The following is a 21,291-nucleotide window of genomic DNA, read 5'->3' on the forward strand; positions in this document are numbered from 1 at the left end:
ATAAGACCCGGAACCGGGCCTTATTGATAAGCGCGCAGCGCCGGCTAAAACAGCGTGCTGCGTTCAACCTCCGTCAACAACATACCGGCCCGCAACCCCAGCGCAACCTGCGGGTTGGGAAACAGGATCCATTCTTTGGCATGTTGCACCCGATAGGCCTCTCCGGCCTGCTCGCTAATCAGACGCCCCTGCTCCAGCTCGGTAAAGTTGGCGGTATCATCGCTCAGATGCAGCACAAAGTCCTGGTGGCGCTTAATCAACGACTGCTCCACGCGGAAAATGCGCATTGCCGGCCCCTGACGCGGCGACGGCGTCTCTCCGCTGACCAGCCCCTGCAGCACGCGATTGATGGCGGCAAACTGCGTCAGATCGTTCTGCCCGAAAGGACGCGCCTTGCCTAACTCCAGCGTACAGCTGGCCGCTGCCAGATGCTCGCTGGTAAAGTGGCTGAAGGTGCCGCCCGGCGCCCGGTGAACCACCAGCGCGTCCAACTCCGCCGCATCCAGCAGCGTCAGCAGTTGTGGATGATAGCTGCGCGTCTGGAACGGCAAAATGCCAAAGCGCGGCAGGCGCGACTCACGGATGGCGGTATGCAGATCGTAATGGAAATGCTCGGCCGTTTCATGCTGGAAAAAATGGCTGACCACCTGCTCCAGCTGCTGCGCACGCGCCGTTTCACCGCTAGCCGGAAAATCGCGGTAGCGCCCGCCAAACATGCGGTTCATATCGGCATGCAGATAGCGCCGGCCGGCGCGCATCGCTGCCGGATTACCCAGCACCACCAGCAAGCGCACCGCCAAGCGTCGCTCGCCGTGCAATACGTCGCTGACCAGCTGGTTAAGCAGTTCGATCGGCGCGGTTTCATTGCCATGGATACCGGCGGAAAGCAGCACCGCCTGTTGGTACCCCTGCTGCGGACAGATCTCCAGCAGCCCTTCCCCCAGCCAGCGCCAGCTCAGCGCCGCCGTTTCTCCCTGCTGCTTCGCAGGCACTTCACCCGCCAAGGTCACGGCCAATAGATCAAGCATGTCTCCCCCATCGGTTCAAATTACGTTATCGGGCTCACTGCTGGAACGGATAAATCGATCCCAGCCCCATGATGGCGGTCAGCGCGTCCAGCGCTTCCCGTCCCTCACGCAGCAGCTGCGGATCGGCCAAATCGGCGGCCGTCAGACGGTCACGGTAATAGCGATCGACCCAGTCATTCAGCGTGGCAAACAATTGGTCGTTCATCATCACCCGCGGATTAACAGCGCGCAGCTCCGTCTCATTCAGCGCCACCCGCAGCCGCAGACAGGCTGGGCCGCCGCCGTTGCGCATACTCTCGCGCAGCGCAAACACCTGGATCTGGTCGACCGGCCCTCCGCCGCTCACCATCTCATTCAGGTAGGTCCAGACGCCGGCATGCTCGCGCGACTCCTCCGGCACCACAATCATCATCTTGCCGTCGGGCTTGGTCAGCAGCTGGCTGTTGAACAGGTAGGTTGCCACCGCATCCGCCACCGAAACCCGCGCCGTCGGCACTTCAATCGTCACCAGTTCGCTGTCGATAGCCGCCATCTTGCGGCGCAGTTTATCCAGCGCCTGTTGTTGATGTAAAAATGCCTGCTGATGATGGAACAGCAGTTGCTGATTGCTGACCGCAATCACGTCGTTATGAAACACGCCCTGATCGATCACCGCCGGGTTCTGCTGAATAAACACCGTATGCTGTTCGTCCAGCTGGTGCAGACGAGCGATCGCCTCGCTGGCCTCACGCGTCTGGCGTGCGGGGTAGCGCTCTGGTGCGTACTCGCCGCCAAACGCCTGCCGCCCGTAAACAAACACCTGCACACCGCGCCGCTGGTAGTCGCCCCCCAGACGGTTATGGTTGGCCGCACCTTCATCGCCGAACAGCGCCACCTGCGGCAGCGGATCGTGATGAACAAAATGACGCGTATCGCTGAAGATGGCCCGCAGCGCAGCGGCGGTGGTGTCTGCCTCAATCGCCCGGTGAAATTTATTATTCAGGTTGGCGGGGGTGAAATGCACTTTGCCATCGGCGCTGTCAGCCGACGGCGACACGGTCGCCGCATTGGCGGTCCACATCGACGACGCCGATCCTACCGCCGACAGCAGGCGCGGCGCGTGACGTTGCGCCTGCGCCAGCACCGCCTCATCGCTGCCGCTGAATCCCAGACGCCGCAGCGTCGGCAGATGCGGACGCTCCTGCGGCGGCAGCACGCCCTGCTGAAAGCCGAGATCGGCCAGCGCCTTCATTTTCAGCAGCCCCTGCTTGGCCGCTAGCTTGGGGTTGGAAACGCTGTTCTGATGCTGCGTAGACGCTTCATTGCCGAACGACAATCCCGCATAGTGGTGGCTCAGTCCCACCAACCCGTCGAAGTTGACCTCATATCCCGCCATTGCGCTCTCCCGGGGCCGATCGCCGACCGGCCCCTCTGCGATTAATTAAAGGACACGCCAGGGGACAAACTGGCCGGCAGCTGCAGCGTTTCGCTTTCCAGCGACGCCATCGGCCAGGCGCAGTAATCCGCCGCATAGTAGGCGCTGGGACGATGGTTGCCCGATGCACCAACGCCGCCGAACGGCGCCGCGCTGGACGCGCCGGTCAACGGTTTGTTCCAGTTGACGATGCCGGCGCGCGCCTCCAGCAGCAGTTGCTCAAACTGGGCGCGCCGCGGCGAGATCAGCCCCACCGACAGGCCATAGCGCGTCTGGTTGGCGATGCGCAGCGCCTGGTCGAAATCGTCGTAGCGGATAATGGTGGTCAACGGCCCGAAATACTCCTCGTCCGGCAGCGCCGCTACCTCGCTGACCTCGATAATCCCCGGGCTGAGCAGCGCGCTGCCGCTTTCCAGCCGCTGCATGGTCAGCAGCGCCCGACCGCCCAGCGACAGCAGGTAATCCTGCGCCGCCAGCATTTTTTCCGCCGCCGGCGACGAGATCACCCCGCCCATAAACGGCTGCGGCTCGGCGTCCCAGCGGCCGATGCGCAGCGTGGCCGCCACCTGCACCAGACGTTCGATAAAGGCGTCGCCCTGCGCGCCGCGTTTGACCAGAATACGCCGTGCGCAGGTGCAGCGCTGGCCGGCGGAGATAAACGCCGACTGAATCGCCAGATTGACCGCCGCATCGCAATTGTCGATCTCCTCGACGATCAGCGCATTGTTACCGCCCATCTCCAGCGCCAGAATCTTCTCCGGCTGCCCCGCCAGCTGACGGTGCAGCTGATAGCCGGTGCCGGCGCTGCCGGTAAACAGCAGGCCGTCGATCTGCGAATTGGCCGCCAGCGCTTCGCCGGTCTCACGCCCGCCCTGCACCAGGTTGATCACCCCGTCCGGCAGCCCAGCCTGCAGCCACAGCCGCAGCGTCACCTCCGCCGTTAACGGCGTCAGCTCGCTAGGTTTGAACACCACGCTGTTGCCCGCCAGCAGCGCCGGCACAATATGGCCGTTCGGCAGGTGCCCCGGGAAATTGTAAGGGCCAAACACCGCCAGCACACCGTGCGGACGGTGGCGCAGCGTCGCCGCGCCGTCGGCCATTTCGTTGCGGCTCTCGCCAGTGCGGTCCTGATAGGCCTGCAGGGAAATGGCGACCTTGCCGATCATCGCCTGCACTTCAGTCAGCGTTTCCCAGCGCGGTTTACCGGTTTCACGGCTAATGGTTTCCGCCAGCTGCGCTTTATGTTCTTCCAGCAGCGCGGCAAAGCGCTTCACCAGCTGCTCACGCTCGGCAAACGGCGTGCGCGCCCAGACGGGAAAGGCGCTGCGCGCCGCTTCGCATGCGGCCTCCACGTCGCCGGCATCGGCGGACTCGGCCTGCCACAGCAATTGATTGTCGACCGGATCGGTTTTACTGAACGCCGCGCCGTGCCCCGCGCGCCAGACGCCATTAATTAACAGTGCCGCATGTGACATTAAACTCTCTCCTGTGTAAAAAGGGCCACCACGCGCACCGGGCTGCCCTGCTCCACGCCAAGCGCCGCGGCGGTGGCGGCGCTCATATGCAGACGGTCGTCGTACACATCAGCCGCCATCAGCAGCGCGCGGTAGTGTTGATAGTTTTCGTTGGCCACCAGCAGCAGCGGCGCATCGTCGCGCATCGGCGTCTCATCCAGCACCACTTTCACCAGCCGGCTGTGTTTCACCGCGCGGATCTCGTCGATTTCCGCCTCCAGCGTCGGGCCGCCGTCGAAAATATCGACATAGCCCTGATAGCGCAGGCCTTCGGCCTCCAGCAGGCGGCGCGCCGGCACGGTGTGCGGATGAACTTCACCAATCACCTGCTGCGCATCTTGCGACAGGAAGTCGACGTACAGCGGGTGCTTCGGCATCAGTTCGGCGATAAACGCTTTCTGACCGGTGCCGCTCAGGTAGTCCGCCTCGGCGAACTCAATAGAAAAGAAGTGGTTGCCGACGTTTTCCCAAAATGGCGAACGGCCGTTTTCATCGGAGAAACCGCGCATTTCGGCAATCAGCTTGCGCGCGAAGCGCTCACGGAAGGCGGCGATAAACAAGAAGCGCACTTTAGATAATAATTTGCCGTTCTCGCCGTGACGATAATCCGGGTCAAGGAACAGCGTACAGAGTTCGGAGTGGCCGGTGTGGTCGTTGCTGAGAAACAGCGTCGGCACCGTTTTGTAAACGCCCAGCGGCTTGGAAGCATGCACCTGCGAGCCGACCCGGAAGCTGTACCACGGCTCGGTCAGGCCGACCGCCACCTCAATGGCGCTGACGCCCACCACCTGCTGGCGCTCGCTGTCTTCCAGCACAAACAGATAGCACTGTTCACCGGGGGGAAGTTCGCCCTGCCAGGTTTTTAGCGCCCGCTCAATGCGTGCCGACAAGGTGTCTTCATTTTGCGGCAAAGAAGTGAGGCCAATACCGGATTTACCGGCCAGCGTCAGCAGATCTGACAAATCACGACGCTCAATGGGGCGAATAATCATCATAATGCGAACCTCTAAGTCATTCGGCGGCGCCGCTGCCGACGCCGCCGAGAAATTAGCTGCAAATACGTGCTACCGCTCGCGCAAAGCGCGCCAGTCCTTCGCGTACGTCCGCTTCCGGGATCACCAGCGACGGTGTGAAACGCACCACGTTCGGCCCGGCAATCAGCGCGATCACCCCCTCTTCATTGGCGTACTGGGTAATTTGCTTGGCTTTGCCGGCATAGTCCGGCTTCAGCACGCAGCCAATCAGCAGACCGCCGCCGCGGATCTCAGCGAAAATCGGGTACTGCTGATTAATCTTATTCAGCTCTTCGATAAACCACAGGTGGCGCTGTTTCACCCCGCTCAGCACTTCCGGCGTATTGATCTGCGAGAACACCGCGCCGGCGACCGCCGTTGCCAACGGGTTGCCGCCGTAAGTGGTGCCGTGCGTACCGACGCCCAGAGTTTTCGCCAGCGCGTCGGTGGTCAGCATCGCGCCAATCGGGAAGCCGCCGCCCAGCGCTTTGGCGGTGGTCAGCACGTCCGGCACCACGCCGTACTGCATGTAAGCGTACAGATCGCCGGTGCGGCCCATGCCGGTTTGCACCTCATCAAAAATCAGCAGCGCGTTGTGACGATCGCACAGCTCGCGCAGCCCCTGCAGGAATTCGCCGTCGGCCGGCAGTACGCCGCCCTCGCCCTGAATCGGCTCGACAATCACTGCGCAGGTGCGGTCGTTAATCACTTCCGCCGCCGCAGCCAGATCGTTATACGCCGTATGGGTAATGCCGCCCGGCAGCGGCGCAAAGTCCTGGGAATACTTCGGCTGGCCGCCGGCGGAAACGGTAAACAGCGTACGGCCGTGGAACGCATTGTTGAACGCCACGATCTGGTTCTTCTCGGCGCCGAAGTTATCCAGCGCATATTTACGCGCCAGTTTCAGCGCCGCTTCGTTGGCCTCCGCGCCGGAGTTACAGAAAAAGACCTTGTCGGCGAAGGTGGCGTCAATCAGCATCTTCGCCAGACGCAGCACCGGCTCGTTGGTATAGCCGTTGCCCAGATGCCACAGTTTGCCGGCCTGCTCCACCAGCGCGGCCTTCACCACCGGATGCGCATGGCCCAACGCATTCACCGCAATGCCGCCGGCAAAGTCGATATACTCTTTACCCTGCTGGTCCCAGACGCGGGAGCCTTCACCGCGCACCAGGATAAAATCGGCGGGCGCATAAACCGGGATCATCCAGTCATCGAAAGACTGGCGGGTAACTGCGATTGGCTGTTCCATAGTGACCTCATGACGTAAGCGAAAAACAGAGTTTTGAGCCGAAAGGCCGTTTCTGTACGGTAAAGCGTTACAACAAGATAAAAAATCGCGCGGAATCTGGTGGCGCCTGACGATGATAATGCTCTTCTTCAGCGGCGTTTTAGACACAAATCTGTTACATAAAGGCGATTTTTTACTATATCTGTCGCGTAGCTCGACCGACAACGGGCCATTAATGTTAACGGACAGTTAAAATACATGCCGTTTGATAAAGAGTGTAGAGCAGTTATCGTGCCAACAGCGGATTTGGGAGGCATTTCTCATTTTTTTTCGTTAAAACAACGGCTTATAATGCATACATATGCATATTTTATGCATTTATACTGCATAAATGTAAAAACGCAGCCTGAAAACGCCACGGGCAACGAAATACTATTCATTCGCAAAAAGTTTTGTTTTTTCTGATCGCGCTCGCAAAAAATAAGCGGCCTGACTGACGTCGGCCGCCCAACCGTGCGCCATAACGGTGCACATGCCCTATTTTGCCCCGGCGAAACGGGAGAAAAGACTAGGATTGCGGCGTCAGCTGGCGGATCAGCTCACCGAGGGTGCAGACTGCCGCCTCCAGCCGTTCGCTCCACTCAAACGAGGCGTTAAGTCGGAAACAGTGGTTGAAATGGTCGCCGGTGGTAAACATGCGCCCGGGGGCAATACTGATGCCCTGCGCCAGCGCGCGCTGATACAGCGCCATCGCCGACAGGCCCGGAGGCAGCTCCAGCCATAGAAAATAGCCGCCGTCCGGCTGGCTGACGCTGACGGTCGGGGGAAAGTAATGCGCAATCGCCTGACGCATCGCGCTCTGCCGCTGCGCCAGCTGGCGGCGTAAACGCCGCAGATGGGTATCGTAACCGCCGTGCAGCAGGTAATCGGCAATCGCCATCTGCATCGGTACGCTGGCGGATACGGTGCTCATCAGCTGCAAACGCTGGATCTGCGTGGCATGCCGGCCCGCCGCCACCCAGCCCACGCGAAAGCCCGGCGCCAAACATTTGGAAAAGGACGAGCAGTGCAGCACCAGGCCGTCCGTGTCCAGCGCCTTGGCCGGCAGCGGCCGCTCGGCGCCGAAATAGAGTTCGCCGTAAACATCATCTTCAATCAACGCAATCTGCCTTTCCCGCAGCAACGCCACCAACCGCTGCTTATTGGCCTCCGGCATGCTGGCGCCCTGCGGGTTCTGGAAATGCGTCATCAGCCAGCAGGCCTTGATCGGGTACTGCGTCAGCGCCTGTTCCAGCGGCTCCAGCTCCATCCCGTGCTGCGGGTGGGTGGGGATGGCCACCGCTTTCAGCCGCAGCCGTTCCAGCGCCTGCAGCGCGCCGTAAAAAGCCGGTGACTCAATGGCCACATAGTCGCCGGGCTGCGTGACCGCCTGCAGGCTGAGGCTGAGCGACTCCATCGCCCCGGCGGTAATGACGATTTCATCCGGCGCCACCTGCATGCCGCTTAACGCATAGCGCTGCGCGATGTTGCGCCGCAGCGCGTCATTGCCCGGCGGCAGGTTAACCAGCGAGCTGTGCGGGGTAAACTTGCGCGCCACGCTGCTGAGCGCCCGCGCCAACTTCGGCTGGGTAAACAACGTCGCGTCCGGAAACGCCGAGCCGAACGGCACAATCTGCGGATCTTTGCAGGCCTGCAGCACGTCAAAAATAAAGGCGTTGATATCCACCTGCTCACTCAGCAGCAGCTTTTCACCGTGCGTCGCCTGCGGCAGCGGCTGCGGCCGGGCGGCAACGTAATAGCCGGACTGCGGCCGCGCCACGATCCACCCCTGGCTTTCCAGCAGTTGATATGACTGCACCACCGTCATCAGACTGAGTCCGGCGCGCCGGCCGCTCTCCCGCAACGAGGGCAATTTATCGCCGGCGCGCCACACCCGGTTCTGGATCTGCTCACGGATTTGCTGCGCCAATTGTTCATATCGTGTCATAAATAGGCCAAAACAAACTGTTATAGGTAAAAGTAAAATAACTGTCACTATTATAGCAACTGTACTCCGTGTTTAACTGACCGCCAAGTTTTCTCTGCTCTCCTGCCGCGCTTCACGGACGATTTCCCCGCTGCCAGACGGCCGTCTCCGCGCACTTTTTCGCCGGGAGGTCATTGAAAAAAATACGTCTATACTGAAGAGGTCACATTATGTACAACCCTAGGGGGCGCTATGCTGGGTCTTGATGCACTGGAGCTTGCCAGAATACAGTTCGCCTTCACCGTATCCTTCCATATCTTGTTTCCTGCAATCACAATCGGGCTCGCCAGCTATCTGGCGGTGCTGGAAGGTTTATGGCTGAAGACACAGGATGACACCTATCGGCAGCTCTACCATTTCTGGTCGAAAATCTTCGCCGTCAACTTTGGCATGGGGGTGGTTTCCGGCCTGGTGATGGCCTATCAGTTCGGCACCAACTGGAGCTTTTTCTCCGAATTTGCCGGCAATATCACCGGGCCGCTGCTGACCTATGAAGTGCTGACCGCCTTCTTCCTGGAGGCCGGATTTCTGGGGGTGATGCTGTTCGGCTGGAACCGCGTCGGCCCCGGACTGCACTTCTTCGCCACCTGCATGGTGGCGCTGGGCACGCTGATTTCCACCTTCTGGATCCTGGCGTCGAATAGTTGGATGCAGACCCCGCAGGGTCATGAAATCATCAACGGCCAGGTGGTGCCGGTAGAGTGGCTGAAGGTGATTTTCAACCCGTCCTTCCCTTACCGGCTGCTGCATATGTCCACCGCGGCCTTCCTGGCCTCCGCCTTCTTCGTCGGCGCCTCCGCCGCCTGGCACCTGCTGCGCGGCCGCGATACGCCGGCGATGCGCACCATGCTGTCGATGGCAATGTGGATGGCGCTGATCGTCGCCCCGATTCAGGCATTTATCGGCGACGCCCACGGTCTGAATACCCTCAAACATCAGCCGGCCAAAATCGCCGCGATTGAGGGACACTGGGAAAACGTCGCCGGTGAGGCCACGCCGTTGATCCTGTTCGGCTGGCCGGATATGGAGCGGGAAGAGACGCGCTTTAGTCTGGAGGTGCCCTATCTCGGCAGCCTGATCCTCACCCATAGCCTGACGGAGCAGATCCCGGCGCTGAAGTCCTTCCCGCCGGAGGACCGCCCCAACTCCACCATCGTATTCTGGAGCTTCCGCGTGATGGTCGCCATGGGCCTGCTGATGATTCTGGCCGGCGTCTGGAGCCTGTGGCTGCGCTGGCGCGGCGGCCTGTATCACTCCAAACCCTTCCTCTACTTCGTGCTGTGGATGGGGCCGTCGGGGTTAATCGCCCTGCTTGCAGGCTGGTTCACCACCGAAATCGGCCGTCAGCCGTGGGTGGTCTATGGCCTGCTGCGCACCAAAGACGCGGTTTCCGCCCACGGCGAACTGCATATGAGCATCAGCCTGCTGGCGTTTATCGTGGTGTACTGCTCGGTGTTCGGCGTCGGTTACGCCTATATGATGCGGCTGATCCGCAAAGGGCCGCAGCCGCATGAAGGCCAGCAGCCGGACGACACCGAAGGCCGGCCGGCACGTCCGCTGTCCGCGGTCAAAGAGCATCTGGACGACAGGAGTTGAACATGGGTATCGATCTTCCGCTTATCTGGTTTTTGATTATCGTGTTCAGCACCATGATGTACGTGGTGATGGACGGCTTCGATCTGGGCATCGGCATCCTGTTTCCGTGGGTCAAGGACAGCGGCGACCGCGACGTGATGATGAACACCGTCGCGCCGGTCTGGGACGGCAACGAAACCTGGCTGGTGCTAGGGGGCGCCGGGCTGTTTGGCGCCTTCCCGCTGGCGTATTCGGTGATCCTCGACGCGCTGGCCATTCCGCTGACGCTGATGCTGATCGGCCTGATTTTCCGCGGCGTGGCGTTTGAGTTCCGCTTCAAGGCCACCGCCGACAAGCGCCATATCTGGGATAAAGCCTTTATCGGCGGCTCGCTGCTCGCCACGTTCTGTCAGGGCATCGTGGTCGGCGCCATTCTGAACGGTTTCCCGGTGGAGAACCGCGCCTATGCCGGCGGCCCGCTCGACTGGCTGACACCGTTCGCGCTGTTCTGCGGCCTGGGGCTGGTGGTCGCCTACGCCCTGCTCGGCTGCACCTGGCTGGTGATGAGAACCGCCGGCGAACTGCAGGCGCGTATGTACCGCCTGGCGACGCCGCTGCTGGTGAGTCTGCTGGTGATTCTGGCGCTGGTCAGCATCTGGACGCCAATAGCACATGCGGAAATCGCCGACCGCTGGTTCAGCCTGCCGAACCTGTTCTGGCTGCTGCCGGTGCCGATTCTGGTGCTGCTGAGCGCCTGGGGCATCTGGCGCGGGGTGCATAACGACGCGCACTACTCGCCGTTTCTGCTGACGCTGCTGCTGGTGTTCCTCGGCCTGAGCGGGCTGGGCATCAGCATCTGGCCGCTGTTGATCCCGCCGTCCATCAGCCTGTGGGAAGCGGCGTCGCCGATGCAGAGCCAGGGCTTTATGCTGGTGGGCGCGCTGTTCATCATCCCGATTATTCTGGTCTACACCTTCTGGAGCTACTACGTGTTCCGCGGCAAGGTGAGCCATGAACAGGGCTACCACTGATGAAGGAGGCGACGATGAAACAGAAAGACGCCGCCCCCTGGTGGAAACGCGTCGGCTGGCTGGTGATTATCTGGAGCGCCAGCGTACTGGGGCTGTTTGTGGTGGCGACGATCTTCCGCATGCTGATGACCGCGGCGGGGATGAAATCGCACTGAAGGTTAACTGACCGCCTGCGCCGCCCGCCTTACCGGCCGGCGGCGCCGTTCGGAAAATAAAACGACACCACCAGCGTCACCAGCGGCAGCGCGCCGATTTTCAGCAGTTCAAACACCTGCCGCAGCGGCTGATTGTCATCCCAGTAGGCGTGGGCGGCAAAGACGCCGACGCTAATCACAAACAGACCGCTCAGCACCTGTCTGGCCAGACGCAAACGCTCCATTTCGTCAAACGTCGCCGTCGCGTCGAGGTACAGCGCGCCGACGTCCACCAGCTTCTCCCGCCGTGGCGCCCCCATTAAAACAACCCCTGCACCTTGCCGATCACCTCCAGTTCGCCGCCTTCGGTGTCGCGCACCACGGCAAGCGTGGTGCCGTCCTGTCTTATCCAGTGGTGATCGGCCAGCGCCAGTAATGAAAAGGCTTTCACAATCACCTCCGTTTTGGCTAATCCATGGCGGGCGGCCATGGCGTTTAAACTGTCGTCAATTTCATTAGATACCAGTAAGGGCAAGCGACGCATGTTCCACCTCCTGTGGCCTGAGTTAAGGTGGAGAGACTGTAGCGCCATTGGCGTTGCTGTTCAATTAGTGAACTGCGTAACGCGTCGCAGATGCGGCAGGTTTTCCGCGGAAAATCATCGGGAGGCGACGAGGAAGGAACTGTAAATCCGCGCCGGCGAAACATCAGCCGGCGCGGAAGACGGGATTAACGGCGGTTACGCACCAGCTGATAGCGGCGGGTCAGGTACTCGACCGGCGCGCTCCAGATATGCACCAGGCGGCAGAACGGGAACAGCACGAACAGCGTCATCCCCAGCACCATATGCAGCCTGAAAATCAGCGCCACGCCGTCAAGATGCTGCGACGCACCGCCCTGGAAGGTGACCACCGCCTGCGCCCAGCCCACCAGCTTCATCATTTCGCTGCCGTCCATATGCTGGGCGGAGAACGGAATGGTCAGCAGGCCCAGACACACCTGCACCACCAACAGCGTCAGGATCAGGATATCGGCAACGCTGCTGGTCGCCCGCACCCGCGGGTTGGTCAGACGACGTTTGAGCAGCAGCGCCCCGCCCGCCAGCGTCATCAGCCCGCAGATACCACCGGCGATCATCGCCAGCTTCTGCTTCACGTCGATCGGTAAAAACTCCTGATACATCCAGTGCGGCGTCAGCATGCCGAACAGGTGACCAAAGAAGATCCCCAGAATGCCGATATGGAACAGGTTGGAAGCCAGCCGCATGCCCTTTTTATCCAGCATCTGGCTGGAGCCGGCGCGCCAGCTGTACTGGCCGTAATCGTAACGCAGCCAGCTGCCGACCAGAAAAATCGCCCCCGCCAGATACGGATAGATATCGAAGAAAAACTGATTCAGAAATTGCATGATTAGCGTCCTTTGGTTCCGGTTAACGCATCCGACAGGTCCAGGTACTGCGGCGCCACCGCGCCGGCAAAACGCCGCTGATGCGCGGTCTGCTGCGCGGAGGCGCAGCCCTGCGGTTCACCGAGAAACTTAATCTGTTCCTCTTCCCATACCGCATCCAGCGCCTGCGGCGTATCGTCGCGCGCCTCTGCGGCCACCTGCTGCTTCAGCGCCTGCGCCTGAATATCGCTGCCGGACAGCGCCAGCAAGATGTCAAACAGCACGCCGTATGCGCAGCCGCGCTGGTGTAAGCGCGCCCCCAGCAGCGCCAGGATCGGCGCGATGTCCTGCAGCCCTTCGCGCGCCGCTTCATCGCTGCGGCTGGCGAGATACTCCAGATACAGCGGCAGGAAGTCCGGCAGCTCGCGGCTGTCAATCTGCAGCCCGTCGGCGCGGTATTGCGCCATCAGGTCGACCATCGCCTGCCCGCGATCGCGCGATTCGCCATGCACATGTTCAAACAGCAGCAGCGAAGTGGCGCGGCCGCGGTCAAACCGTTCGCAGTAATCGGCCTGCGCGTCCAGCAGCGGGCGGGCGCACAGGTCGCGGATAAACTGCATCAGCAGCGCGCTGTAGTGCAGATCCAGCTCACAGGCCGGCTCCAGCGCCGCCAGCAGCTCATCCTGATGCTGCCACAGCACCTGGTCCGGGTAGTCCAGCAGGCGGGCGATAATCCGTAACGTCATCATGAGGCATCCTCCTGACGCGCGGTTTTCTGCGTCACGTCAATCGCGTCGATGCGGCGGCTGTTGAACAGGTTGAACTTGCCGTCGCTGCCGTGGCAACCGTCGCCAAAGCTGAAGCCGCAGCCCTTACTTTCCGGGAACGCCTCGCGCGCCAGCTCACGGTGGCTGGACGGCACCACAAAGCGGTCCTCGTAGTTGGCGATTGCCAGATAGCGGTACATCTCCTGCGCCTGCGCCTCGCTCAGGCCGACCTCTTCCAGCGCGCGGGTGTCCGTCACGCCGTCCACGCTTTCGGCGCGCTTGTAGTGGCGCATCGCCAGCATGCGTTTCAGCGCCAGCAGCACCGGCGCGGTATCGCCGGCGGTCAGCAGGTTCGCCAGGTACTGCACCGGGATGCGCAGGCTGTCGACGTCCGGCAGCACGCCGTTGTGCGCCAGCTCGCCGGCATCCGCCGCCGACTGAATCGGCGACAGCGGCGGCACGTACCACACCATCGGTAAGGTGCGGTATTCCGGGTGCAGCGGCAGCGCCAGCTTCCAGTCCATCGCCATTTTGTACACCGGCGACTGCTGCGCGGCGTCGATCACGCTCTGCGGCACGCCGTCCGCCAGCGCCTGGGCAATCACCGCCGGATCGTGCGGATCCAGGAAGATGTCCAGCTGGCTCTGATACAGATCCTGCGCGTTTTCCGTCGACGCCGCCTGTTCGATGCGGTCGGCGTCATACAGCAGCACGCCGAGGTAGCGAATACGTCCGACGCAGGTTTCCGAGCAGACGGTCGGCTGGCCGGCCTCGATGCGCGGATAGCAGAAAATGCACTTCTCCGATTTGCCGCTCTTCCAGTTAAAGTAGATTTTCTTGTACGGACAGCCGGTCAGGCACATGCGCCAGCCGCGGCACTTGTCCTGGTCGATCAGCACAATGCCGTCTTCGCCGCGCTTGTAGATGGCGCCGCTCGGACAGGTCGCCACGCACGCCGGGTTCAGGCAGTGCTCGCACAGGCGCGGCAGATACATCATGAAGGTGTTCTCAAACTGGCCGTACATCGCCTTTTGCATATTGGCGAAGTTCTGATCCTGCGAACGCTTTGCAAACTCGCCGCCGAGGATCTCTTCCCAGTTCGGGCCGTTTTCGATTTTCTTCATACGCTGGCCGGTAATCAGCGAACGCGGCCGGGCGATCGGCTGCTGTTTGCCCTGCGGCGCGGTATGCAGATGCTGATAGTCGTAATCAAACGGTTCGTAGTAATCATCCAACGCCGGTACGTGCGGGTTGGCGAAAATCTTCGACAGCACGCCGACGCGGTTGCCCATGCGCGGCTCCAGCTTACCGTTGATTTTGCGGATCCAGCCGCCCTGCCATTTCTCCTGGTCTTCCCAGGCGTGCGGATAGCCGACGCCCGGTTTACTTTCCACGTTATTGAACCAGGCGTACTCCACGCCTTCGCGGCAGGTCCAGACGTTCTTACAGGTGACCGAACAGGTATGGCAACCGATGCATTTGTCCAGATTCAGCACCATGCCGACTTGCGAACGAATTTTCATTTGGCTTTCTCCTGCTGGCTGCCCTGGGTGTCGTCGTTACCTTCGCCGTCCAACCAGTCGATACGGTTCATTTTGCGCACCACCACAAACTCATCGCGGTTGGAGCCGACGGTGCCGTAATAGTTGAAGCCATAGCTCAGCTGCGCATAGCCGCCGATCATGTGCGTCGGTTTCGGGCAGACGCGGGTGACCGAGTTATGGATGCCGCCGCGCTGGCTGGTGATTTCCGAGCCCGGAATATTCACGATGCGCTCCTGGGCGTGGTACATCATGGTCATGCCGGCCGGAATGCGCTGGCTGACCACCGCGCGGGCAGTCAGCGCGCCGTTGGCGTTGAACGCCTCAATCCAGTCGTTATCGGCAATGCCCAGCTCGGCGGCGTCCTCTTCGCTCATCCAGACGATCGGCCCGCCGCGCGACAGCGTCAGCATCAGCAGGTTGTCGCTGTAGGTCGAGTGGATGCCCCATTTCTGGTGCGGCGTCAGGAAGTTGAGCGCCTTCTCCCGGTTGCCGTTCGGCTGCCGGTTCAGCAGCGGCTGCGCGGCACGGGTATCGATCGGCGGACGGTACACCAGCAGGCTCTCGCCAAAGGCGCGCATCCACTCGTGATCCTGATACAGCTGCTGGCGGCCGCTGAGGGTGCGCCACGGGATCAGCTCATGTACGTTGGTGTAGCAGGCGTTGTAGGACACGTGCTCATCTTCCAGGCCGGACCAGGTCGGGCTGGAGATGATCTTGCGCGGCTGGGCCTGAATATCGCGGAAGCGGATTTTTTCATCTTCCTTGTTCAGCGCCAGATGGGTGTGATCGCGGCCGGTGACGTTGCTGAGCGCCTGCCAGGCTTTTACCGCCACCTGGCCGTTGGTTTCCGGCGCCAGCGACAAAATCACTTCCGCCGCGTCGATCGCGCTGTCGATCTTCGGCCGGCCGGCGGCCGGGCCGTCGGCCTTGACGTAGTTCAGCTGTTTGAGGAAATCGACTTCATTCTGGGTGTTCCAGCTGATGCCCTTGCCGCCGTTGCCGAGCTTATCCAACAGCGGTCCCAGCGAGGTAAAGCGCTCATAGGTGGCTGGGTAGTCGCGCTCGACCAGCATAATATGCGGCGCGGTTTTCCCCGGGATCAGATCGCATTCACCCTTTTTCCAGTCCTGCACCCCCAGCGGCTGCGCCAGCTCAGCGGCGGAGTCATGCTGGATCGGCAGCGTCACCACGTCGGTTTCCTGGCCCAGGTGGCCGACGCACACTTCGGAGAAGGCCTTGGCAATGCCCTTGTAAATTTCCCAGTCGCTTTTCGACTCCCAGGCCGGATCGACCGCCGCCGACAGCGGATGAATAAACGGATGCATATCCGAGGTATTCATATCGTCCTTCTCATACCAGGTGGCGGTCGGCAGCACGATATCGGAATAGAGACAGGTGCTGGACATGCGGAAATCGAGCGTCACCACCAGATCCAGCTTGCCTTCGCCGCCATGATCCTGCCACTCCACCTCCTGCGGTTTAACGCCGCCCTGCTGACCCAGATCGCTCCCCTGAATGCCGTTTTCCGTTCCCAACAGGTACTTGAGCAGATACTCATGGCCTTTGCCGGAGGAGCCCAGCAGGTTGGAGCGCCAGACGAACAGGTTACGCGGGAAGTTCTGCGGATTGTCCGGCTGTTCCGCGGCAAAGCGCAGCGCGCCCTGCTTCAGGCTGTCCACGGTGTAATCCAGCGGCGACTGCCCGGCCGCGGCCGCCTGTGCGGCGATATGCAGCGGGTTGGTATTGAGCTGCGGCGCGGACGGCAGCCAGCCCATGCGTTCAGCGCGTACGTTAAGGTCGATCAGGCTGCCGCTGAAGCGGGACTTTTCCGCCAGCGGTGACAGCAGCTCTTCGGTGCCGACGGTTTCATAGCGCCACTGACTGGAGTGGTTGTAGAAGAATGAGGTGCCGTTCATCTGGCGCGGCGGGCGCTGCCAGTCAAGGCCGAACGCCAGCGGCTGCCAGCCGGTTTGCGGACGCAGCTTTTCCTGGCCGACGTAGTGCGCCCAGCCGCCGCCGCTCTGGCCGACGCAGCCGCAGAAGATCAGCATATTGATCAGGCCGCGGTAGTTCATATCCATGTGGTACCAGTGGTTCATCCCGGCGCCGACGATAATCATGGAACGGCCGTGGGTTTTCTCGGCGTTGTCGGCAAATTCGCGCGCAATGCGGATGATATGATGACGGGAAACGCCGGTAATCTGCTCCGCCCAGGCCGGTGAATAGGCCTTGATGTCGTCGTAGTCGACGGCGCAGTTGGCGTCACCCAGGCCACGATCGAGGCCGTAGTTGGCCAGCGTCAGATCGTAAACGCTGGCCACCAGCGCTTCGCTGCCGTCCGCCAGCTGCAGCCGCTTGACCGGCAGCTGATGGCGCAACACCTGTTCCAGCGCTACGCTACTGAAGTGTTCACTTTCCGCGCCGCCGAAATACGGGAAGCCGACCTCGGCCACCTCATCGTGCGAACCCAGCAGGCTCAGCTGCAGTTCAACCTCCTGCTGCCCCTGGCCGGCGCGCTGCTCCAGGTTCCATTTGCCCTGTTCGCCCCAGCGGAAGCCAATCGAGCCCTGCGGCGCCACCAGTTGACCGCTTTTCTCATCCAGCGCGACGGTTTTCCATTCCGGATTGTTGTCCTGCCCCAGCGCATCCACCAGATCGCTGGCGCGCAGCATCCGGCCGGCGGCGTAATAGCCCTCGGCGCGCGGTTCCAGCAGCACCAGCATCGGCATATCGGTATAGCGGCGCACGTAATCGCGGAAGTAGCCGACCTGACGATCCAGATGGAACTCCTTCAACATCACATGACCCATCGCCAGCGCCATCGCGCTGTCGGTGCCCTGCTTCGGATTCAGCCACTGGTCGCAGAGTTTGGCGACTTCGGCGTAGTCCGGCGTCACCGCCACGGTTTTGGTGCCTTTGTAGCGCACCTCGGTAAAGAAGTGGGCATCCGGCGTACGGGTCTGCGGTACGTTGGAGCCCCAGGCGATAATGTAGGAGGAGTTGTACCAGTCGGCGGATTCCGGCACGTCGGTCTGCTCGCCCCAGGTCATCGGCGACGCCGGCGGCAGATCGCAATACCAGTCGTAGAAGCTCAGACAGGTGCCGCCGATCAGCGACAAATAACGCGCGCCAGATGCGTAAGACACCATCGACATCGCCGGAATCGGCGAGAAGCCGATAATGCGGTCCGGGCCGAAGGTTTTTGCGGTGTAGACGTTGGAGGCGGCGATCAGCTCATTCACTTCCTGCCAGCTGGAACGCACAAAACCGCCGCGCCCGCGGGCGATTTTATAGCTCTTGGCCTTGTCCGGATCGCTGACGATAGCGCCCCAGGCCTCCACCGGATCGCTGTGCTGCGCCTTGGCTTCACGCCACAGCTTCAGCAGGCGTTTGCGCATCAGCGGGTACTTCAGGCGGTTGGCGCTGTAGAGATACCAGGAGTAGCTGGCACCGCGCGGGCAGCCGCGCGGTTCATGGTTCGGCAGATCGGGGCGGGTGCGCGGGTAATCGGTTTGCTGGGTTTCCCAGGTCACCAGGCCGTTTTTCACGTAGATCTTCCAACTGCACGAACCGGTGCAGTTAACGCCGTGGGTCGAACGCACGATTTTGTCGTGCTGCCAACGGCTGCGGTAGCCGTCTTCCCAGTCTCGGTTGCTGTTAAGCGTCTGGCCGTGTTCGCCAGAAAACGGCTCCGCCAGCTGTTTAAAATAGCGGAACCGGTCTAAAAACTTGCTCATCCGGAGTTCTCCTGAAGGCTCTTATCGTTATTTTCCCTAACTGCCCGGCGGCTGCGCCGGCGGTTCGGGTCTAGGGTCGTCGCGACGTAGGTCACTGCTCACTCTGCGGCCAAGGCTACTGATGCAACGCCGACGGCAAATTGATTGCGATCAACGCAACGCCATGCGGAAAACGCGCGCTTGCACGCCAGTACCCCTTTCGGATAAGCACAGGAAAAGATGTTTATTATTGATTTGAAAACAGAAATTAAAACCACCGTCACCAATGCACAAAGTGCGCGCTGCTGCCGGCTATTTAGGAGTACCCCCGTGTGGCGTCAACGGCGTAACGGCAGATGGATAGCGCCAAACGGCGGCAATGATATTGATAGCGAGCGTTCTGTCTGATGATGCCAACCATCCGGCAGTGTCAGGCGCAGCGTCACCGTGCGCGCCTCGGGATTGGCGGCCAGCAGCAGCGCGCTGTCGCCGCGCACAAAGATCCGCGCCGCCGCGGGGCCGTCGAGTTTTAACGTTACACTGTCACCGGTGAGCAGATAGGGGCTGAAACTGCTTATCTGCCGCGCGACGCGGGCAATGCCGCGCCACTGTGCGGCAAACGCGGCGCGTTCAAAACGACCACGCGGCTGCTGATAAAACAGGTCATTGTAGGAGTAAAACAGCAGCCCACGCGCGCCGCCGATCAGCGCCAGCCAGGCCTGAGCGCGGACTTCATCTTCCGTCGGCGCCCGCGCTGGGCGGCGGCTGTCGTAAGCGGCGTGATCCATAATCTGAATCACCATCCAGGCGCCCTTCACCCCGCGCGCCGCGCGCACGGTCTGCAACGTATCATGCAGGGTGCGGCGCAGGTGCGGCTCCGAACCGACCGGATAGGGATCGGTCGCCAAAATATCCGTACTGTTGTAATAGTCGTCCAGCGCGGCGGTTTTATTCAGCACCTGAAACGTCGGATGATGGCGGTCAAGCCGCTGCACCTGCTGGTGCCTGGCGGCAATCTGCGGTAAAAACTCCAGTCCCAGCTCATCGTTGATATACCAGGCCAGCAAATTAGGCTGGCTTTTCAGCCGGTTAATCTGGGCAGCGGCCAGAGCCGCATAGCTGCCACGCGTCACCGGCGCAAAACGGCTGCCGGCATACAGATCTTTGATAGCGTAAATCACCTGCAGCCCGTGACGCCGGCTGCGGCGAAAAAAGCCGTCGGCGTCCTTGCCCATGCCATAACGATAATTGAGCACGCTGTTGAAACCGGCGGCGGCGATGCGCGCCAGATCGTCATCACCGTCGCGGGTGGAGTAAATCCCCAGCGGAAACAGCCGCTCGCCGTCGCGACGGGTAAAACCTTGCCCATCAATCGTCACCGCCGGCGCCGGCTGGCCGATATCCAGCGCAATTTCACTGCTGCGCCGCCGCCCGGTCGCCGTCTCGGTCACCTGCTGTCGCAGACGGTATGCCCCCGGCGGCAACGGTGGCGGCGTATAGGTCAGCCACTGACGATCGGCGATATAGCGCCGCCGGTTCGACTGGTCGACAACCTTGCGCTGCCGGTCAAGCAGCACGCTACTGACCGTCAGCCACTGCGGCTGCGGCGTTTCAATCAGCGTGCGGCCTTCTGCCGGATAGAGAGCCGCCTGTGGCGACAGCGCGCAGGCGTAAACGTCGTCAAACCACGCCGTGCCGGTGGTGCCGCGACGCAGATACAACCCCAGCGTCACCCGCGCCGCCCGCCGCGGGACGCGGTACAGGGCCGAGATAGGCCGCCAGTCGCTGTCGCCGGCGATCCCCGCCGGATAACGACCTTCCAGAAAACGTCCCTGCGCATCAAAGCTCTGGATATATACGCTGGCGCCCCGATCCTGCGGCGGCCCCTGCAGCCCGCGCCCTTTCAGCCAGGCGCCGAATGCAATCGTCTGGCCGGGCTGCGCCGCGATGGTCTGACTGAAGGTGCGGTAGCGGGCGTCATCTTGATTGTGATAACGCAGACTGGCCGCCCCGCCGTGCGAAACGCTATCCGGCCCGGCGCCGACGCCACGCCAACCCTGCAGCTCCTGTTCAAAACCGGGGTTGTGTAACAGATTCGGCGCGCAATCCTGCGGCGGCATAGCGTGCAGCAGCGCGGCGGCGGCGATCGCCGGCATCAGGCCGCTCACTGGCGTTTCATCGCCGCGTTCAGCAGATAGGCAAAGAACAGATAGCAGGATTTCTGGTATGACAGCCCCAGATACTGGCGGTAAATCTTCCACTGCCAGTCCGCCGCCTGCAGTTTGTTGCCGGACAGGGAGTGGCTGGAAAGCCGGTAAAACGCCAGCGGCTCCGGTACGCAGTACGCCAGACCGTTGTACGCCCGCTCCAGCACCGCCAGCCACATCAGGTAATCTTCGTGGCCGACCGCTTGCTGATACACCTTGCCGGTGCGCCGCTGATTATAGATGCCGGTCAGATTGCCGATGCGGTTGCTGCGGAGCATCGACGCATAGTCAATAATTTCCGCCGCACTGCGGTAGTTCTTCACCTGATGCAGATCCTGTTCGAAGGTGTAGTAATGAGAACACACCACGTCATAACGGCCGGACTGCAAAATTTCCACCTGGCGCGCCAGTTTATTGCTCAGCCAGACGTCATCGCTGTCGCAAAACGCCAGATAGTCACCGCGTGCCATATCGATGCCGATATTGCGCGTGGCCGCCACGCCCTGATTGCGCGGGTTGCGGACATAGGTCACACGATCGTGCCTCAGCGACGCCACGATCTCCGCCGTTTCATCGCTGGAGGCGTCATCAATAACGTACAGCTGAAAATCACTGAAACTCTGGTTGAGCACGCCCAGAATCGATGCCTTGATGGAGACCGCCGCGTTATAGGCCGGCATAATGACTGATACTTTTTCCATATATTCC

The 21,291-nt window shown here is 61.4% G+C and carries 17 protein-coding genes; 3 read left to right on the forward strand and 14 right to left on the reverse strand.

Annotation, left to right across the window (positions count from 1 at the left end; translation table 11 throughout):
• Window positions 1–44 precede the first annotated feature (44 nt).
• The 6 genes from astE to D781_RS12775 form a co-directional block, all read right to left on the reverse strand.
• Window positions 45–1,028, reverse strand: coding sequence for a succinylglutamate desuccinylase (gene astE / locus D781_RS12750; RefSeq protein ID WP_015672746.1), 984 nt, complete (start codon window positions 1,026–1,028; stop codon window positions 45–47).
• Window positions 1,029–1,062: 34 nt separating this feature from the next.
• Entirely contained in the window at window positions 1,063–2,403 is a 1,341-nt protein-coding gene (gene astB / locus D781_RS12755) for an N-succinylarginine dihydrolase (RefSeq protein WP_015672747.1), read from the reverse strand.
• A 41-nt stretch (window positions 2,404–2,444) separates the two neighbouring features.
• A complete protein-coding gene (gene astD / locus D781_RS12760) occupies window positions 2,445–3,917 on the reverse strand; it encodes a succinylglutamate-semialdehyde dehydrogenase (RefSeq protein ID WP_015672748.1) in 1,473 nt (490 codons plus the stop codon).
• The gene (gene astA / locus D781_RS12765) at window positions 3,917–4,951 is read right to left on the reverse strand and encodes an arginine N-succinyltransferase (protein ID WP_015672749.1); all 1,035 of its coding nucleotides are present in this window, start codon (window positions 4,949–4,951) and stop codon (window positions 3,917–3,919) included. Before astA ends, astD begins: the two co-directional genes overlap by 1 nt.
• Before the next feature lie 52 nt (window positions 4,952–5,003).
• On the reverse strand, window positions 5,004–6,218 hold the full coding sequence (locus D781_RS12770; RefSeq protein ID WP_015672750.1) for an aspartate aminotransferase family protein: 1,215 nt from the start codon (window positions 6,216–6,218) through the stop codon (window positions 5,004–5,006).
• A gap of 547 nt (window positions 6,219–6,765) precedes the next feature.
• Window positions 6,766–8,184: a PLP-dependent aminotransferase family protein gene (locus tag D781_RS12775; RefSeq protein WP_015672751.1), complete on the reverse strand. Its 1,419-nt coding sequence runs from the start codon at window positions 8,182–8,184 to the stop codon at window positions 6,766–6,768.
• A 231-nt stretch (window positions 8,185–8,415) separates the two neighbouring features.
• Here D781_RS12775 and D781_RS12780 point away from each other — a divergent pair, with 231 nt between their 5' ends.
• Genes D781_RS12780 through D781_RS22805 form a run of 3 tightly spaced genes read left to right on the forward strand, consistent with a single transcriptional unit; the run spans window position 8,416 to window position 10,984 of the window.
• Window positions 8,416–9,819, forward strand: a complete 1,404-nt coding sequence (locus D781_RS12780; protein ID WP_015672752.1) for a cytochrome ubiquinol oxidase subunit I — start codon at window positions 8,416–8,418, stop codon at window positions 9,817–9,819.
• A 2-nt stretch (window positions 9,820–9,821) separates the two neighbouring features.
• Window positions 9,822–10,829: a cytochrome d ubiquinol oxidase subunit II gene (cydB, locus tag D781_RS12785; protein ID WP_015672753.1), complete on the forward strand. Its 1,008-nt coding sequence runs from the start codon at window positions 9,822–9,824 to the stop codon at window positions 10,827–10,829.
• Window positions 10,830–10,843: 14 nt separating this feature from the next.
• Complete coding sequence (locus D781_RS22805) at window positions 10,844–10,984, forward strand: DUF2474 domain-containing protein (protein WP_071823833.1); 141 nt, start codon at window positions 10,844–10,846, stop codon at window positions 10,982–10,984.
• A 29-nt stretch (window positions 10,985–11,013) separates the two neighbouring features.
• Here D781_RS22805 and D781_RS12790 read toward each other — a convergent pair whose 3' ends face one another.
• The 8 genes from D781_RS12790 to D781_RS12825 all read right to left on the reverse strand — a co-directional run bounded on the left by D781_RS12790 (window position 11,014) and on the right by D781_RS12825 (window position 21,284).
• Window positions 11,014–11,283, reverse strand: a complete 270-nt coding sequence (locus D781_RS12790) for a hypothetical protein (RefSeq protein WP_015672755.1) — start codon at window positions 11,281–11,283, stop codon at window positions 11,014–11,016.
• The gene (locus D781_RS12795) at window positions 11,283–11,507 is read right to left on the reverse strand and encodes a hypothetical protein (protein ID WP_015672756.1); all 225 of its coding nucleotides are present in this window, start codon (window positions 11,505–11,507) and stop codon (window positions 11,283–11,285) included. Before D781_RS12795 ends, D781_RS12790 begins: the two co-directional genes overlap by 1 nt.
• Window positions 11,508–11,692: 185 nt before the next feature.
• Complete coding sequence (narI, locus tag D781_RS12800; RefSeq protein WP_015672757.1) at window positions 11,693–12,370, reverse strand: respiratory nitrate reductase subunit gamma; 678 nt, start codon at window positions 12,368–12,370, stop codon at window positions 11,693–11,695.
• 2 nt (window positions 12,371–12,372) lie between these two features.
• Entirely contained in the window at window positions 12,373–13,098 is a 726-nt protein-coding gene (gene narJ / locus D781_RS12805; protein WP_015672758.1) for a nitrate reductase molybdenum cofactor assembly chaperone, read from the reverse strand.
• A complete protein-coding gene (gene narH, locus D781_RS12810; RefSeq protein WP_015672759.1) occupies window positions 13,095–14,639 on the reverse strand; it encodes a nitrate reductase subunit beta in 1,545 nt (514 codons plus the stop codon). The genes narJ and narH overlap by 4 nt, the downstream gene beginning before the upstream one ends.
• Entirely contained in the window at window positions 14,636–18,397 is a 3,762-nt protein-coding gene (locus tag D781_RS12815; protein WP_015672760.1) for a nitrate reductase subunit alpha, read from the reverse strand. The genes narH and D781_RS12815 overlap by 4 nt, the downstream gene beginning before the upstream one ends.
• Before the next feature lie 317 nt (window positions 18,398–18,714).
• Entirely contained in the window at window positions 18,715–20,544 is a 1,830-nt protein-coding gene (locus tag D781_RS12820) for a carbohydrate-binding protein CenC (protein ID WP_233494087.1), read from the reverse strand.
• Window positions 20,541–21,284 (reverse strand): glycosyltransferase family 2 protein, encoded by a 744-nt coding sequence (locus tag D781_RS12825; protein ID WP_015672762.1) that lies wholly within the window; start codon window positions 21,282–21,284, stop codon window positions 20,541–20,543. The genes D781_RS12820 and D781_RS12825 overlap by 4 nt, the downstream gene beginning before the upstream one ends.
• Between the last annotated feature and the right edge of the window lie 7 nt (window positions 21,285–21,291).

Source organism: Serratia sp. FGI94 (assembly GCF_000330865.1).
GTDB lineage: Bacteria > Pseudomonadota > Gammaproteobacteria > Enterobacterales > Enterobacteriaceae > Serratia_B > Serratia_B rubidaea.